We start from the raw sequence: 13526 nt of genomic DNA, 5'->3' as shown, positions 1-13526 counted from the left end.
CCCCTTTTCCCGCGACCCCTATATTCCCCCGCCGGAAGACGCGTGGACGCTCCCCGCAATGTCGCTCGCCGTGTTTCCCCCGACACCGTGGGTTCACCGGGAAACAGCGCTGCGGCGGACGTTCGCGCGCCCGCCGGAACTCCGGCGGGCCGAGCGCGGGTGATCCGTTCGGGCCACCGAAGTCACCCACGCTTTCGGTGACCGACCGGGCACGCAGTGCTACCTTGGTCGGGAGATTCCTCGTCGTCCGACCTGTCGTCACTCGACCCGTTGTCACCCAACCCACTGTCGAACGGTTCTGTCGTCACACTGCCTTGGGGGGCCGATGTCCGAAGCACAGCACACGTACGCAACAGCCCGGCGCACCGTGGTCGAACTGGTCTTCGGCTCGATGGCCGCCCAGGTCGCGGGCGCGGTCGTCCGGCTGGGGGTCGCGGACGCCGTCGCCGACGGCGAGCCGACCGCCGACGAGATCGCCGCCACCTGCGGCACCCCCGCGCGCACCACGAGGCGGCTGCTGCGCGCGGCGGTCGTGCTGGGCCTGGCCGAGGAGCGCGGCGCGGACCGCTTCGCGCTGACCCCCGCAGGCGCGCTGCTCCGCTCCACCGGACCGGGGTCGCTCAACGCCTTCACCCGGATGTTCACCGACCCCGTCATGGTGCGGGCGTGGCACGACCTGAGCGAGGCCGTCCGCGACGAGCGCACCACCTTCGACACCGCGTTCGGCCAGCCGTTCTTCGACCACCTCAAGACCGTGCCCGAGCTGGCCGCCGGGTTCAACGCCGCCATGAGCCAGGGTGCCCGGCTCGTCGCCGGGCTGCTGCCCGACGCCTACGACTTCGGCCGCTTCACGTCGATCACGGACGTCGGCGGCGGCGACGGGACCCTGCTCACCGCCGTCCTGCGCCGCTACGAGGGCCTGCGCGGCGTCGTGTTCGACACCGCCGACGGCTCCGCGCAGGCCGGTGCCAAACTGGCCGCCTCGGGCGTCGCCGAGCGGTGCACCGTCAGCGTCGGGGACTTCTTCGCGGCCGGCCCGGACCCGACGGACGCGGTGCTGCTCAAGAGCATCCTGCACGACTGGGACGACGAGCGGTGCACGACCATCCTGACGCACTGCCGCCGGGCCCTCCCGCCGGACGGCCGCCTGCTGGTGGTCGAGCCCGTCCTGCCCGGGGCCGCCGCCGACGCCACCACCCCGGTGAGCTACCTCAGCGACCTCAACATGCTGGTCAACGTCGGCGGTCAGGAGCGCACGCGGGCCGAGTTCGAGGCGCTGCTCACCGGGGCCGGCTTCACCGTCGCCGAGTTCGTCCCGCTGCCGCCGTCCGAGTTCCACCTGATCGAAGCCGTCCCGACCGCGTGAGCCACCCGTCCCGGGGCCGACCGGCCACGGGCGTCGCGCTGGTCGTCGTGGACCTCCAGGAAGCGCTGGTCCCGCTCGTCTGGCGCGGCACCGAGCTGGTCGACCGGATCGCCGCGCTGACCCGCGCGGCCCGGCGGGCGGGCACCCCGGTGGTCGCGCTGCGCCAGGTCGGCCCCGCCGGGACGGTCCTCGCGCCCGACTCCCCCGGATCACGACTGAGCGCGCGCCTGGGCCCGGCCGACGTGGTCGTCCCCAAGACGGCGACCGACGGGTTCTACCGCACCGACCTGGCGGACCAACTCGCCCGGCGCGGCGTGGGCACGATCGTGCTGGCCGGCGTCGCCACCGACTACTGCGTCGACGCGACCGCGCGCTCCGCGCTGAGCCACGACCTGGACGTCGTCCTGGTCTCCGACGGCCACGCACCGGCCGCCACCGGCGACCCGGAGGCGGGTCTCACCGCCGAACAGGTGATCGCGCACCACAACCGGGTGCTCGGCCAGGCGGTGCACCCCGGCGGCACCCTGGTCCTGAGGACGGCGGACGAGGTCGTCTTCCCGAACCCCACCCGTCCGCCACGTCCCGAGGACGACCGAAGACCGTGACGAGTGCCGGCGGCCCGGTTCAGCGGCCGGCGGCGCGTTCGTGCGCGCGCTGCACCCTGCGGGCGGAGAGGGAATCGCGCACGTGCAGCACCGATCCGTCCACGAAGGACAGCCGGACGACCGGGGGCACGCCCAGGCTCTGCCCGAGGAACACCGCGTCGAGCCGGCCCAGCCGGGTCGCGGGCAGGTCCGCGTGGGTGGTGAACACCGTCGGCGGGTCCTTGCGCAGCAGCTTCGTCGGGTACACCACGGCCACCCGCCGGTCGCTGACCGCCAAGCGCGCCTGCCCCCGGCTGTGCGCGAAGTGGTCGGCGAGCCGGATCGCGTCGTCCGAGGGCTGCCGGGCGGAGGCGAAGTAGCCCACCGTCCGGTCGTCCACCCAGTCGACGTCCGGGTCCGCCGCGACGTGCTCGGTCGGCAGCGGCCAGTGCTCCTTGCCCAGGTCCAGCTCCGGCACCTCGCCCACGGGCCGGTGCGGCACGCGGACCTCCGCGCCGACCCGCGCGGCGACGTGGGCCTCGACCGGCGGCAGGGCGAGCAGCAGGCGTTCGCCGGGGGTGAGCCAGAACTGGTTCAGCTCGCCCTCGACGACCTGGTCCTCGGCGTTCAGCGGCTTGCTCATCGCGCACCATTCGTCAGGTCGACCGCCCGGCGGGCCAGACCGTCGTCCGGGAACAGGAAGTCCACGCCGGAACCGTCCACGAAGGACACCCGGAGGCAGGGACGGCCCTCGCGCGCGAACGGCGCGACGGAGGCGATCCGCGCGCGCGGGAACTCGTGCAGCACCACGACTTCGGGCAGCGGGACCGGCTGCCCCGAGGTGTTGCGCCCGTAGTCGTGGTGGTTGCCGGCGATGATCCGGGCGGCGTCCACGCCGAAGTCGACCACGCCCTTGCCGAAGCTGACCGCCTTGCCCAGCAACGACCTCTCCGGCCGCGCCGGCGGTTCCGGGTCCCGCGCGCGGGCGACGACGAGCCGGTGCGCGGTCAGCGCCCACAGCACGACCCCGCGCTTGCCGGGCGCGACCGGGATGGCCGGCACCGCCTGGTGGGCCAGGCACCCCGGTCCCGGTCCGAACAGCAGGTGGTCCGGGGCGGGCGGCTGGTCCGAACCGGTCGCGTCGTCGCCGCCGAGCAGCGCCGCACCGACGAAGTCCAAGGTGAACCCGCCCACGCCCCGGCCGACCGCGCGGACGCCCCGGCCGAGCAGGCCCTTGCGCGGTTCGCCGACCGCGTCCAGGCCGTCCACGTCGAGGTAGTACGCGGTCCGGTTGACCGCCCACAGCAACTGCTCGCCGGGGCGGCACACCCGCAGCCGGGCCAGCAGGCCCGGTCCGGGCAGCGAGTCGAAGGTGCCCATGGCCTACTCGTACTCGAAACCGCGGTTCACGGCGTCGCGCCGCTCCTCGTCCGAGGAGGGGTCCTGGCCCTTGTTGTAGCCGTACTTGATGCCCTGCTCCACGGCCAGGCCGGGCGCGTTCTCCATGATGCCGTTGGTGACGGCGGTGGGCACGTGCGTGGTCCCGCTCAGGCCGGCCGTGCGCAGGCCGGCCTCGGCGAGGTTCGTGGTCAGGGCGTTGGCGCCCTCGCCGTCGACACCGTAGCGGGCCGCGAACCGGTTGCCGGTCTTGGACGCCATGGTCGCGGCCTCCTCGACGCCGTCCACGACGCGGCCCTCCGCGTTGGCCTTGGTGACGATCTTGGCCAGCGGGTTGGCGTCGATCTGGCGGGCCAGCCACTTCTGCGCCACGTTCCCGTCGCGCAGGCCCTCGGCCCGTTCCACGAGGTTCTTCAGCGGTCCCTTGCGCAGCTTTTGCAACATCGCCTCCAGCCGCTTGATCAGCGGCATCAGCTTGCTCAGCAGCTGGCTGGCCTTCGCACCCAGCCGGCCGCCCGCGATGGAGACCTGCGCGGTGGTCACCGCGCCGGCCGCGCCGAGCGACCCGCCCGCCGTGATCCAGGACGCCGCGATGGCCGCGAGCCACTCGATGATGAGGCCCATCACGAGTTCCTGGAGGATGTCGATGCAGATCTCGACGAACGCGTCGAACAGGTCGGCGGCCGTCTCCAGGATCTGCTGGAGCCCCCGGACCTCGTCGGCGAACGCCCGGGAGCCCTCGGCGAACTCGCCCATCTGCTGCCGGAACTTGTCGCCGGCCGCGCCCTTCCACGCCTCGGCGGTGGACTCGGCGCGGTTCTCCTCGTGGTCGCCGGCCCGGTCCAGCCACTCCGCGACCTGCGCCCAGCCCTGCGCGGTGCTGCGCATCTGCTCCGGGTCGCCGATCGCGGGTTCCAGCACGAACTCCACGATCGGGCTGATCACGATGCCGATCAGGAAGCCCAGGCCGTTGTCGATGAACGACTGCCCGGGGCTCATCACGAGCTGGAGCTGTTCCATCCGGGCGTTCACGGCGGCGATCGCCACGTCCGGCGGGCTGCTCGCGCGCGCGATGTCGCCGGAGGTGCTGAGCCAGGAGCTGCCGTAGCCGCCGTGCTGCTCCACGAAGCTCTTGCGCTTGCCGTCGCCCGCGCCGTTGAGGTCGCCGAGCCCGCCGGGGCCGCCCAGCCCGGTGCCCAGGTCGCTGAACGCCGAGCGGATCAGGTCCTCGACCTCCAGGTAGGTCTGCGCGGTCTGGTCGGCGCGCTCGGAGACGCCCTCCATGAAGGACTTGGCCTTGTCGGCCATGTCCTGGCACTCCTGGAGGCTGTCGAAGTACGCGAACGCCATCAGCTCGCCCAGCGGGCCGAAGCAGTCGTCCGACACCCGCGCCTGTTCAAGCAGGGTGGCCAACTGGCCGAAGTTGCCCGCCGCCTCCTGCGAGCCCTTGCTGTGCGCGAGCAGCGCGGCACTGTCCACGTCGTAGCCGGTCACCGGTCCCCCGTCACCTCAGGATCGAGCCGAAGCCCTCGTCGTCGTCTCCGACTCGCGGAGCAGGCCGGCGGTTCCGCGTGATCGGCGGCACACCGGGCCGGTTCGGCTGCCACGCGGGCGGCGGCCCGGCGGGCGGCGGCGCGGGCGGGGTGGCGCGGGGTCCGGGCGGCGGGACGGGCGGTGCGCCGGCCGGGGTGCCGGGTGGCGTGCCGGGCACCGCGTCGGGGCCGAGCGGCTGGATCGGCGTGTGCGCGTTGAACGCCTCGCCGAACTGCGCCGCCTTGTCGCCGAGCACCGGGCCGACGGTGTCCTGCAGCGCCTGCGCGGCGTGCCGGGTGGCCTGCCGGATGGCGCCCAGGATCTCCTGCTGGAGCTGGGTGTGGCTCAGCCGCATGGCGTTCGGCGCCAGTTGCAGCCCGAGCACCGCGCCCGAGGGGGCGACCGTCACCACGACCGACCCGTCGGCGCTGCGGGCCTCACCCCGCAGGTCCGCGAGCTTGTCCTTGAGCTGGGCGACCTTGTCCGCCTGCTCCTGGAACGAGCGGATGGCGTCGTCCAGGCGTGCCCTGCGATCCGGCACCGGTCCTTCCCCCTTGTCAGCACGGGCGCTACTCCATCGGGGCCAACCGTAGCAACCCCGGGCGCGTGCGGGGCCGGAACGGCACAGGGTCACGTCCGCGAGCGGTGCCGTCACCGCGCCGACGGGTCCGGCACGGCCTCCTGTTCGCGGCGCGGACGCCGGTCGAGGCCGCGCAGCCCGCCCGCCAGGGCCGACAGCACCACCACCCAGGCGGCGAAGACCAGGGCGGTGACCCGGGGCGTGACCAGGTCGAGCAGCACGCCGGCCGCCGCGCCGCCGACCGGGGTGGCGGCCCACAGCAGCAGGCTGAACGCCGTGCCGACGCGACCGCGCAGCCCGTCCGGCGTGACCTCCAACTGGTAGCCGAGCGCGGCGATCCCGAAGCAGGGCATGGACAGCGCGAAGACCGCCAGCACGATCCCGACGTGCAGCGGCGCGGTGGTGAACGCCAGCAGCACCCACAGCGCGCCGTGCAGCCAAAGCACGGACAGCAGCAGGCCGCCCAGGCCGAGCCGCGCCTTCAGCCGGGGTGCGAGCAGGGCACCGACCACGCCACCCACCCCCAGCGCGGAGAACAGCGCCCCGATCACGGCCGACGACGCGCCCGCGTCGCGCACGACGACGAGCGCCACCAGGGCGATGCCGGAGATGGCGACCTGGAGCCCGGCGGCGAGGAGCCCGATCAGGCGCAGCGCCCGGTGGTCCCACAGCCACCGCACGCCTTCGGCAATCTCGGCGCGCAACGAGCCGCGCGACCTCACCGTCCGCCCGGGGGCGTCGGCGCTGCGGAAGTCACCGCGCACGAACGACAGGCACAGCGCCGATGCCAGGAACGACAGCGCGTCGACCAGGAACGGCAACCCCCGGGAGACCTGGAGCAGCGCGCCCCCGACCGGGCCGGCGACCACGCCGCACGCCGACTGCGCGGTGCCCTGCGCCGAGACGGCGGCGGTCACCTGCTCCTCCCGCACCACGTGCGGCAGGCAGGCGCCCTCGGCGGCGCTGAAGAACACGTGCAGCAGCCCGCCGACGAAACCCGCGACGAACACGTGCGCCGCCGTGAGCGTGCTGACCACGAGTGCCAGCGGGAGGCACGCCATGTTCACCGCCCGCAGCAGGTCACAGGCGATCATGGTGCGCTTGCGGTTCCAGCGATCCGTGAGCGCGCCCGCGACCAGCCCGAACAGCAGGTAAGGCACCGCGCGCACCGCGACGAGCATCCCGGCGGCGGCCGGTGAGCCCGTGAGGGCGAGCATCAGCAGCGGGTAGGCCGGTTGGGACACCCCGTTGCCGAACTCGGAGAGCGCGTGCCCCGTCCACACCAGCCGGAAGTCCCGGTTGCGCCACAGCGGCACAGCCGGCGCGGGTGCGGTGCTCACCGCGCGAACCGCTCCCACGCCGACTGCCGCGTCATGCCCAGGGCCGTGCCGATGTCGGCCCAGGTGACCCCGCGCGAGCGCAGCTCGGCGACCCGCTCCCGCAGGCCCACCTCGATCCGCGACGACGTGGCGGCGATCCTGGGCAGGTGCGCGAGCAACTGCTCGTCGGTCATCACCGACCACTCGGGGACGCCCGCGCCGACCGGTGAGTCGTCGGCTTCCAGGATCTGCACGCACTTCTCGACGCACTCGTCGCAGATGTAGACACCCGCCCCGGCGATGATCTTGCCCACCTCGCCGGATGCCTTGCCGCAGAACGAACACCACGGCGAGCACTCCTCGTCCGCCACGCGATCACCCCCCTCTTGTCAGGCACTGCCTGACAGATGCGAGCCTAGCGCCTCGCCCCTTCCCACGACAACCACGACCGCCCGGACGCGCGCGGTGGGCTGCGGGCAGAATCGGCGGCGCACACCCCGGCTCCCCACGGCGAAAGCGCGCAATGTCCCGGAACCTCACGGTCGCGGCGGCGATCACCATCGCCACACCCCGTCTTCAGAGCTACCTGCGGGCACCCGTCCCGCCCGCGTCCGCCTGGGCCGAGCACGAGTGGGTCGGCCTGTGCGAGGCGTGGAGCGACGCCGCCACCCGGCGGCGGTACCGCGCGGAGCCGGCCGGTGCCGTCGCCGAGTGCGACCGCTGGGTCGGGGGCGACCACGCGGACCTGCTGCGCGGGCTCGACGACGACGGCGGGCTGACCCTCGGCCACGACGGGGACAGCGGCGCGCTCGTCCTCGACCTCGACACCCGGGTCGACTTCCCGCTCCCGTCGCCGGTGTGGGCGTTCACCGTCCTGCGCGGCGTGGCCGCCTTCCTCGCCGACGACGATTCGGGGCTGGTGGAGGTCACCGTCGACTGGGCGCCCGACGTGGTGCTGATGCAGCTGTCACCGGGCCGGTCGGTGTTCCTCGGCCGGGGCGTCGCACCGACCGCGCGGGCCCGCGACGCCGAGTTCGACGCCCGGTGCGCGGTGTCCGACACCGACCGGGGCGAGACGGCGTCGGAGGTCGTGGACCGCGTGCCGGCCGGGTGAGGTCCTGCCCCGGGTGCGCGGCACCGCGACCCGGAGTCAACGGCGCAAAGTGGTCTCCCGCGCCATGTGCGCCAGCTTCTCGGGGTTGCGCACGGCGTAGAGCCCGGTGACCACGCCGTCGGCCACCCGCACCGCCAGCACGGTGTCCAGCTCGCCGCCCAGCCGCAGGACCAGCGCCGGGTACCCGTTGACCTGGGCGGGGTGCAGCGACGCGCCGGGCACCTTGCGCAGCCCGGCCGCGATCAGGCGGGCCACCTTGTCCGCGCCCACCACCGGCTTCGGCACCGCCTGCTTGATCCCGCCGCCGTCGCCCAGCAGCACGACGTCGGGCGCGAGGACGTCCAACAGGCCCTGGAGGTCGCCGGTCTCGGTGGCCCGGCGGAACGCGGAGAGCACGTCCCGGGTCTCGGCCGGCGACGCGCCCCCGCGCGGCCTGCGCTCCGCCACGTGCGCGCGGGCCCGGTGCGCGATCTGGCGGACCGCCGCCGGGGTCTTCTCGACCGCCTCGGCGATCTCGTCGTAGCCCACGTCGAACACCTCGCGCAGCACGAACACCGCGCGCTCGGTCGGCGTGAGGGTCTCCAGCACCAGCATCACCGCCATCGACACGCTGTCCGCCAGCTCGACGTCCTCGGCCACGTCCGGCGCGGTCAGCAGCGGCTCCGGCAGCCACGAGCCGACGTAGGACTCCCGCCGCCGGCCCACCGCCCGCAGCCGGCCCAGCGCCTGGCGGGTGGTGATCCGGACCAGGTACGCGCGCTGCTCCCGCACGGCGTCGAGGTCGACGCCCACCCACCGCAGCCACGTCTCCTGGAGCACGTCCTCCGCGTCGGCGGCCGAGCCCAGCATCTCGTAGGCGACGGTGAACAGCAGGTTGCGGTGGGCGAGGAACACCTCGGTGGCGCGGTCCGGGTGCCCGTCCCCGTCCGGTGCGGCCTGGGGCGTGGCCGTCATGGGTGGCTCCTCTCCGAGGGCGGTCGCGGTCCCCATCAGACACCGGCCGCCACCGCCCTGTGACACCCGGCGGCGGTGGCGCGCGTCACGTGCCACCGCTGTCACGGCGACGCCGCCGCAGGCATCTGGTGGTCGTTCGGGAAGCGACACCCCAGAGTGAGGACGAGGTCATGGACGCCAGGCTCAACCTGTTCGACAACCCGGTCACCGCCAAGTTCGCCAAGCGGTTCATCGCCGCCGGCCAGGTGATCGAGCAGTCGTCGCTGCCGAGGGAGGTCCAGGAGCTGGTGAACCTCCGGGCCAGCCAGATCAACGGCTGCGGCTTCTGCACCGACATGCACACGAAGGAGGCGACCGCCGCCGGCGAGACCCCGGTCCGGCTGCATTTGGTCGCCGCCTGGCGCGAGGCCACCGTGTTCACCGACGCGGAACGGGCGGCGCTGGCCCTGACCGAGGAGGGCACCCGGCTCGCCGACACCCACCGGGGCGTGTCGGACGAGACCTGGGCGGCGGTGCGCGCGCACTTCGACGACGACCAGGTCGGCGCGCTGGTCTCGCTGGTCGCCCTGATCAACGCGGCCAACCGGGTCAACGTCATCGTGCGCACCCCGGCGGGGTCGTACGAGGCCGGCTCGGCCGCCGCGATGGCGGGCTGACCGCCGGACCCGGCCCGGCGCGACCGACTCGTCCGGCACGACCCGGGAACCGCCCGGTAGGGTCGGCCTCGCCCACCGGCCACGCGCCGACCGGCCGGTCGGCCGACGCGCCCGCCCACCGCCGTCGCGGGTGCGGTGCCCCGGGCACGCGGACTGGCCCGAGTGGTGGAATGGTCGGCACCGGGTGTCTCGGGACGGACTGCGCAGGGGGCGGCGACGTGGACAGTGACCGACCGGATCGCGGCCTGCTGGGCCGGCTGCCGGACCACACCGTGTCCGCGCTGCTCTCCCTGGGCGTCCCGGTCGCCTGGGGGCCGGGCGACGTGCTGTTCCGCGAGGGCGCCGAGGACGGGCACGCGGCGCTGCTGCTGACCGGCGCGGTCACCGTGTGGACGACCGGCGCGGACGGCGGCCCCACCCTGCTCGCGGTGCGGTCGGCCGGCGACCTGGTCGGCGAGATGGCCGCGCTGGACGGCAAACCGCGCTCCGCGACGGTGACCGCGTGCGGCGCGGTCACCGCCCGGCTGATCCCCCAGCACCAGCTGCTCGACCTGCTCGACCGGCACCGCGCCGTGCTGACCGAGCTGGCCAGGGCCGGCATCGACCACCTGCGCTGGTCCAACGACCTGCGCCGGGCGATGCCGCACCAGGCGTCGACCCGGATCGCCCGGGTGCTGGTGCACCTCGTCACCCGGCACGGGCGGCGCACCGACGACGGCGGCTGGACCCTGGACCTCCCGCTGACCAACATCGAGCTGGCCTCGATCGCCGGGATGAAGCCCCGCACGGCGGAGAAGGCGTTCAGCGACCTGCGCGACACCGGGGCGGTGCGGGCCAGCACGCGCCGGATCGTGCTCGTGCCCGACCTCGCCCGGCTGCGCGAGATCGCCGCCGGCCCCCAGGAGCGCAACGGCGCGTGACACGTCCGCCCGTCGAGCCGACCGGGGACAACCCGTTTAGGTGACCCCCGGTTGCGGAACGCTCCCTCCATGACCGGAGACCTCGACGCGCCGACGTCGCTGCCGAAACGCTCGTGGTGGGCCGTGCTCAAGCGCACCGCGAAGGAGTTCACCGACGACAACTTGACCGACTGGGCGGCGGCGCTGACCTACTACGCCGTGCTGTCGCTGTTCCCCGGCATCCTGCTGCTGACCTCCCTGCTCGGGCTGCTCGGCCCGGAGGCCACCAGGACGCTGGTGGACAGCCTCGACGCGCTCGGGCCGGGCGAGGCGCGCGACCTGGTGGTCGGCGCGATCGAGAACCTCCAGTCGTCCAAGGCGGTCGCCGGCCCGCTCGCGATCGTCGGCCTGGTCACGGCGCTGTGGTCGGCGTCGGGCTACCTGGGTGCGTTCATGCGCGCGGCGAACTCCATCTACGACGTCGAGGAGGGCCGTCCGTTCTGGAAGGTCGTCCCACTGCGGCTGGCGCTCACCGTCGGCGTCGTGACCCTGCTCGCCCTCACCGCCCTCGGCGTCACCGCGACCGGCGGCGTGGCGGACTGGCTGGGCGAGGTGCTGGGACTGGGCGACGCGGTCGTCACGGTGTGGGGCATCGCCAAGTGGCCGGTGCTGCTGCTGCTCGCCAGCCTCGCCATCGGCCTGCTCTACTGGGCTTCACCCAACGTCCGCCAGCCCCGCTGGCTGTGGATCACCCCCGGTGGGCTGCTCGCCGTCGTCGTGTGGGTGGCGGCGTCGTTCGGCTTCGCGTTCTACGTCAGCCACGCGGGCTCCTACAACAAGACCTATGGCTCGCTGGCCGGCGTCATCGTGTTCCTGGTGTGGCTCTGGATCTCCAACCTCGCGCTCCTGCTCGGCGCGGAGTTGGACGCCGAACTCGAACGCGGTCGGCGGATGCGCAAGGGCGAGTCGGGCGAGGACCCGGTCGCCCCGCCCCGCGACACCCGCGCCATGGACTGAGCACCGCCGGCAGCGAGCCTGGCCGTCAGTCCCGCGATCGGGCGTCACCCGATCCGGTTGCGACCGCCCGGGGTCACGAGCACGGGACGAAGCTGCACTGGTCGGGCTCGTTGCCCCGGAGGCGGACGTTCTCCAGCACGGTCGTCGGCGGGTCGGGCAGGTACCAGGACACCCCGACACCGCCGCCGGACCCGCGCGCGCCCGGGGAGCCCGGTCCGCCACCGGTCGCCCGGCTCCGGCCGGGTTCGCCGGCGGTGCCGGTCACGTTGTCGACGACGTCCAGGTCCACCAGGTGGAGGCTGCGCTTCTTGCTCACGTGCACGCCCCCGCCGCCACCGCCGCTGCCGCCCGAACCGCCGTACCCCTGCCTCAGGTCGGAACCGCCGCGACCGCTCGGGCCGCCGTCCGCGCCGCGACCGGTGCGGTTGCCGGAGATCCGGCCGCCGGAGATCACGACCACCGGGTTCGTCGGGCCGTTGCCCAGCTCGACGCCGCCGCCGGCACCGCCGGAACCGCCGACCGCGCCGCTGCCCGCCAAGCCGTCCGGCGCACCGCCGTCGCCGCCGTGACCGCCCGCGCCGCCGTCACCGGTCCGGTTGTCGGTGATCGTCGCGCGCTCCAGCGTCACCGCCCCGTCCGCGAAGACGGCCAGGCCGCCGCCGTCGCCGCCGTGACCGCCGACCCGCGCCTCCCGCCCGCCCCGGATGCCGCCGCCGGCACCGCCCCGGACCCCGCGCCCGCCGACGCCCGCGTCACCGGACCGCCCGCCGTCGCCGGTCGTGTTGCGCGCGACGGTGGTGTCCACGAGGGTGAGCACGCCGCTGCTGCCGATGCCGCCGGCGTCGCCGCCCGCGCCGCCCGGCCCCGCCTTGCCGCCCCGGCCGCCGTCGCCGGTGGTGGACGTGCCACCGGCCGCGCCGTGGCCGCCGGCACCGCCCCTGCCCGTGCGGTTGCCCGCGACGGTGCTGCCGACCACCGAGGCGTCACCGGAACTGGCGATCGCGCCGCCCATCCCGCCGCGCCCGCCGTCGCCGCCCTCGCCCCCGCCGGCCGACCGGTCCGCGCCGCCGTCACCGCCCCGCCCGCCGCGCCCGGTGGCGTTGTCCTCCAGGACCGACTGCCGCACGACCAGCGTGCCGGTGTCGAGCACCGCACCGCCGTCGCCGCCGTCACCGCCGGTCGACCCGTCCTGACCGGCGGCGGCCCTCGCGGCGGGTGCACCGTCACCGGTCCGGTTGCCCGCCACGGTCGAGCGGGTCACCAGCAGTCGGCCCGCGTTGAGGACCGCGCCGCCACCGACCCCCGACGCGCCGGGCGCGCTCCCGTCGGCGGTGTGCCCGCCGGTCACGGTGATCCCGTCGAGGGTCAGCGCCCCGCCCTGCGCCACCTGGAAGATCCGGAACCGGGGCGCGCGGGGGTCGCGCTTGATGGTGGTGCCGCGCCCGGTGAGCGTGAGCGAACCGGTGATCACGGCGAACCCGTTCTCCCCCACCGGTTCGTCGAGCACGTAGGTGCAGTCCGGCGCCAGGCTCAGCTGACCGGTCGAGTCCGCGACCTCGCGCACCAGCGCCGCCGTGTCGCAGGGCACCGCGACGGCGGCCGAGGCGGGCACACCGACCAGCCCGAACCCAGCCACGAGAACAGCGGCACCCGACACCCGCCCGAGCATGTCTTCCCCCTTCGCCGGCTGCCTCCACCCTCACGCCGCCCGCGCCGGGGGGATAGCCGCGAAACGGCCGAATCGCGTTGCGACACCGGCGATCCGCCCGGATTCCACCGCACTGCGCCCACCCTCCACTGTGGACCGTTCATCGGGTCCGGGTTGGTGCGTTCGGCACCGGGCGAGACGACCGGCCTGGCCCGGCGGCAGGAGCCGCACACGCGCGAAGCGCCCGGTCGGGGCAACCCGACCGAGCGCTTCGCCGTACTGCGAGGTGCTACCCCGAACGCGGGGTACGCCTCACTTCTTCATCTGCCAGGCGTACATGTTCCAGGTCACGCCACCACCGAAGCCGATGTAGGAAATCGGCGAGATGTCCGCCGTGCTGGCGGCGAAGTCGGTGAGCTGGAACAGCGGGACGCTGTGCAGGTCGTTGCGCATCTCCT

The 13526-nt window shown here is 74.5% G+C and carries 14 protein-coding genes; 6 read left to right on the top strand and 8 right to left on the bottom strand.

All coding sequences use genetic code 11. The annotated features are described in order from the left end of the window. The first annotated feature begins 325 nt into the window (after nucleotides 1–325). Nucleotides 326–1366 carry a methyltransferase gene (locus AB0I60_RS18660; RefSeq protein WP_360731389.1) on the top strand — a complete coding sequence of 347 codons (1041 nt, stop codon included), beginning with the start codon at nucleotides 326–328 and terminating at the stop codon, nucleotides 1364–1366. Then, the gene (locus AB0I60_RS18655) at nucleotides 1363–1971 is read left to right on the top strand and encodes an isochorismatase family cysteine hydrolase (protein ID WP_360731387.1); all 609 of its coding nucleotides are present in this window, start codon (nucleotides 1363–1365) and stop codon (nucleotides 1969–1971) included. The genes AB0I60_RS18660 and AB0I60_RS18655 overlap by 4 nt, the downstream gene beginning before the upstream one ends. 19 nt (nucleotides 1972–1990) lie before the next feature. Here the strand turns inward: AB0I60_RS18655 and AB0I60_RS18650 are convergent, their stop codons facing one another. From AB0I60_RS18650 to AB0I60_RS18625, 6 genes are all read right to left on the bottom strand, one after another. Continuing rightward, nucleotides 1991–2593, bottom strand: coding sequence for a hypothetical protein (locus AB0I60_RS18650; protein ID WP_360731385.1), 603 nt, complete (start codon nucleotides 2591–2593; stop codon nucleotides 1991–1993). Beyond that, nucleotides 2590–3330 carry a hypothetical protein gene (locus tag AB0I60_RS18645; RefSeq protein WP_360731383.1) on the bottom strand — a complete coding sequence of 247 codons (741 nt, stop codon included), beginning with the start codon at nucleotides 3328–3330 and terminating at the stop codon, nucleotides 2590–2592. Before AB0I60_RS18645 ends, AB0I60_RS18650 begins: the two co-directional genes overlap by 4 nt. Before the next feature lie 3 nt (nucleotides 3331–3333). Then, nucleotides 3334–4842 (bottom strand): WXG100 family type VII secretion target, encoded by a 1509-nt coding sequence (locus tag AB0I60_RS18640; protein ID WP_360731381.1) that lies wholly within the window; start codon nucleotides 4840–4842, stop codon nucleotides 3334–3336. A 10-nt stretch (nucleotides 4843–4852) separates the two neighbouring features. After that, nucleotides 4853–5422: a YbaB/EbfC family nucleoid-associated protein gene (locus AB0I60_RS18635; RefSeq protein WP_360731379.1), complete on the bottom strand. Its 570-nt coding sequence runs from the start codon at nucleotides 5420–5422 to the stop codon at nucleotides 4853–4855. Between the two features lie 110 nt (nucleotides 5423–5532). Continuing rightward, nucleotides 5533–6801, bottom strand: coding sequence for an MFS transporter (locus tag AB0I60_RS18630; RefSeq protein WP_360731377.1), 1269 nt, complete (start codon nucleotides 6799–6801; stop codon nucleotides 5533–5535). Beyond that, nucleotides 6798–7151 (bottom strand): ClpX C4-type zinc finger protein, encoded by a 354-nt coding sequence (locus AB0I60_RS18625; protein ID WP_360731376.1) that lies wholly within the window; start codon nucleotides 7149–7151, stop codon nucleotides 6798–6800. Before AB0I60_RS18625 ends, AB0I60_RS18630 begins: the two co-directional genes overlap by 4 nt. A gap of 152 nt (nucleotides 7152–7303) precedes the next feature. Between AB0I60_RS18625 and AB0I60_RS18620 the strand changes: the two genes are divergently transcribed. Then, nucleotides 7304–7894, top strand: a complete 591-nt coding sequence (locus AB0I60_RS18620) for a hypothetical protein (RefSeq protein ID WP_360731374.1) — start codon at nucleotides 7304–7306, stop codon at nucleotides 7892–7894. Nucleotides 7895–7930: 36 nt separating this feature from the next. Here AB0I60_RS18620 and AB0I60_RS18615 read toward each other — a convergent pair whose 3' ends face one another. Continuing rightward, on the bottom strand, nucleotides 7931–8848 hold the full coding sequence (locus AB0I60_RS18615) for an RNA polymerase sigma-70 factor (RefSeq protein WP_360731373.1): 918 nt from the start codon (nucleotides 8846–8848) through the stop codon (nucleotides 7931–7933). A 170-nt stretch (nucleotides 8849–9018) separates the two neighbouring features. Between AB0I60_RS18615 and AB0I60_RS18610 the strand changes: the two genes are divergently transcribed. The 3 genes from AB0I60_RS18610 to AB0I60_RS18600 all read left to right on the top strand — a co-directional run bounded on the left by AB0I60_RS18610 (nucleotide 9019) and on the right by AB0I60_RS18600 (nucleotide 11420). Then, on the top strand, nucleotides 9019–9504 hold the full coding sequence (locus AB0I60_RS18610; RefSeq protein ID WP_360731372.1) for a carboxymuconolactone decarboxylase family protein: 486 nt from the start codon (nucleotides 9019–9021) through the stop codon (nucleotides 9502–9504). A gap of 218 nt (nucleotides 9505–9722) precedes the next feature. Continuing rightward, nucleotides 9723–10424, top strand: coding sequence for a Crp/Fnr family transcriptional regulator (locus AB0I60_RS18605; protein WP_360731371.1), 702 nt, complete (start codon nucleotides 9723–9725; stop codon nucleotides 10422–10424). Between the two features lie 69 nt (nucleotides 10425–10493). After that, nucleotides 10494–11420, top strand: a complete 927-nt coding sequence (locus AB0I60_RS18600; protein ID WP_360731370.1) for a YihY/virulence factor BrkB family protein — start codon at nucleotides 10494–10496, stop codon at nucleotides 11418–11420. A gap of 73 nt (nucleotides 11421–11493) precedes the next feature. Here the strand turns inward: AB0I60_RS18600 and AB0I60_RS18595 are convergent, their stop codons facing one another. Then, entirely contained in the window at nucleotides 11494–13089 is a 1596-nt protein-coding gene (locus AB0I60_RS18595) for a hypothetical protein (RefSeq protein ID WP_360731368.1), read from the bottom strand. Nucleotides 13090–13526: the final 437 nt, after the last annotated feature.

The organism is Actinosynnema sp. NPDC050436 (assembly GCF_040655415.1).
GTDB lineage: Bacteria > Actinomycetota > Actinomycetes > Mycobacteriales > Pseudonocardiaceae > Actinosynnema.
Note: the sequence above shows the minus strand (reverse complement) of the source record. Positions and strands in the feature narration are given on the sequence as shown.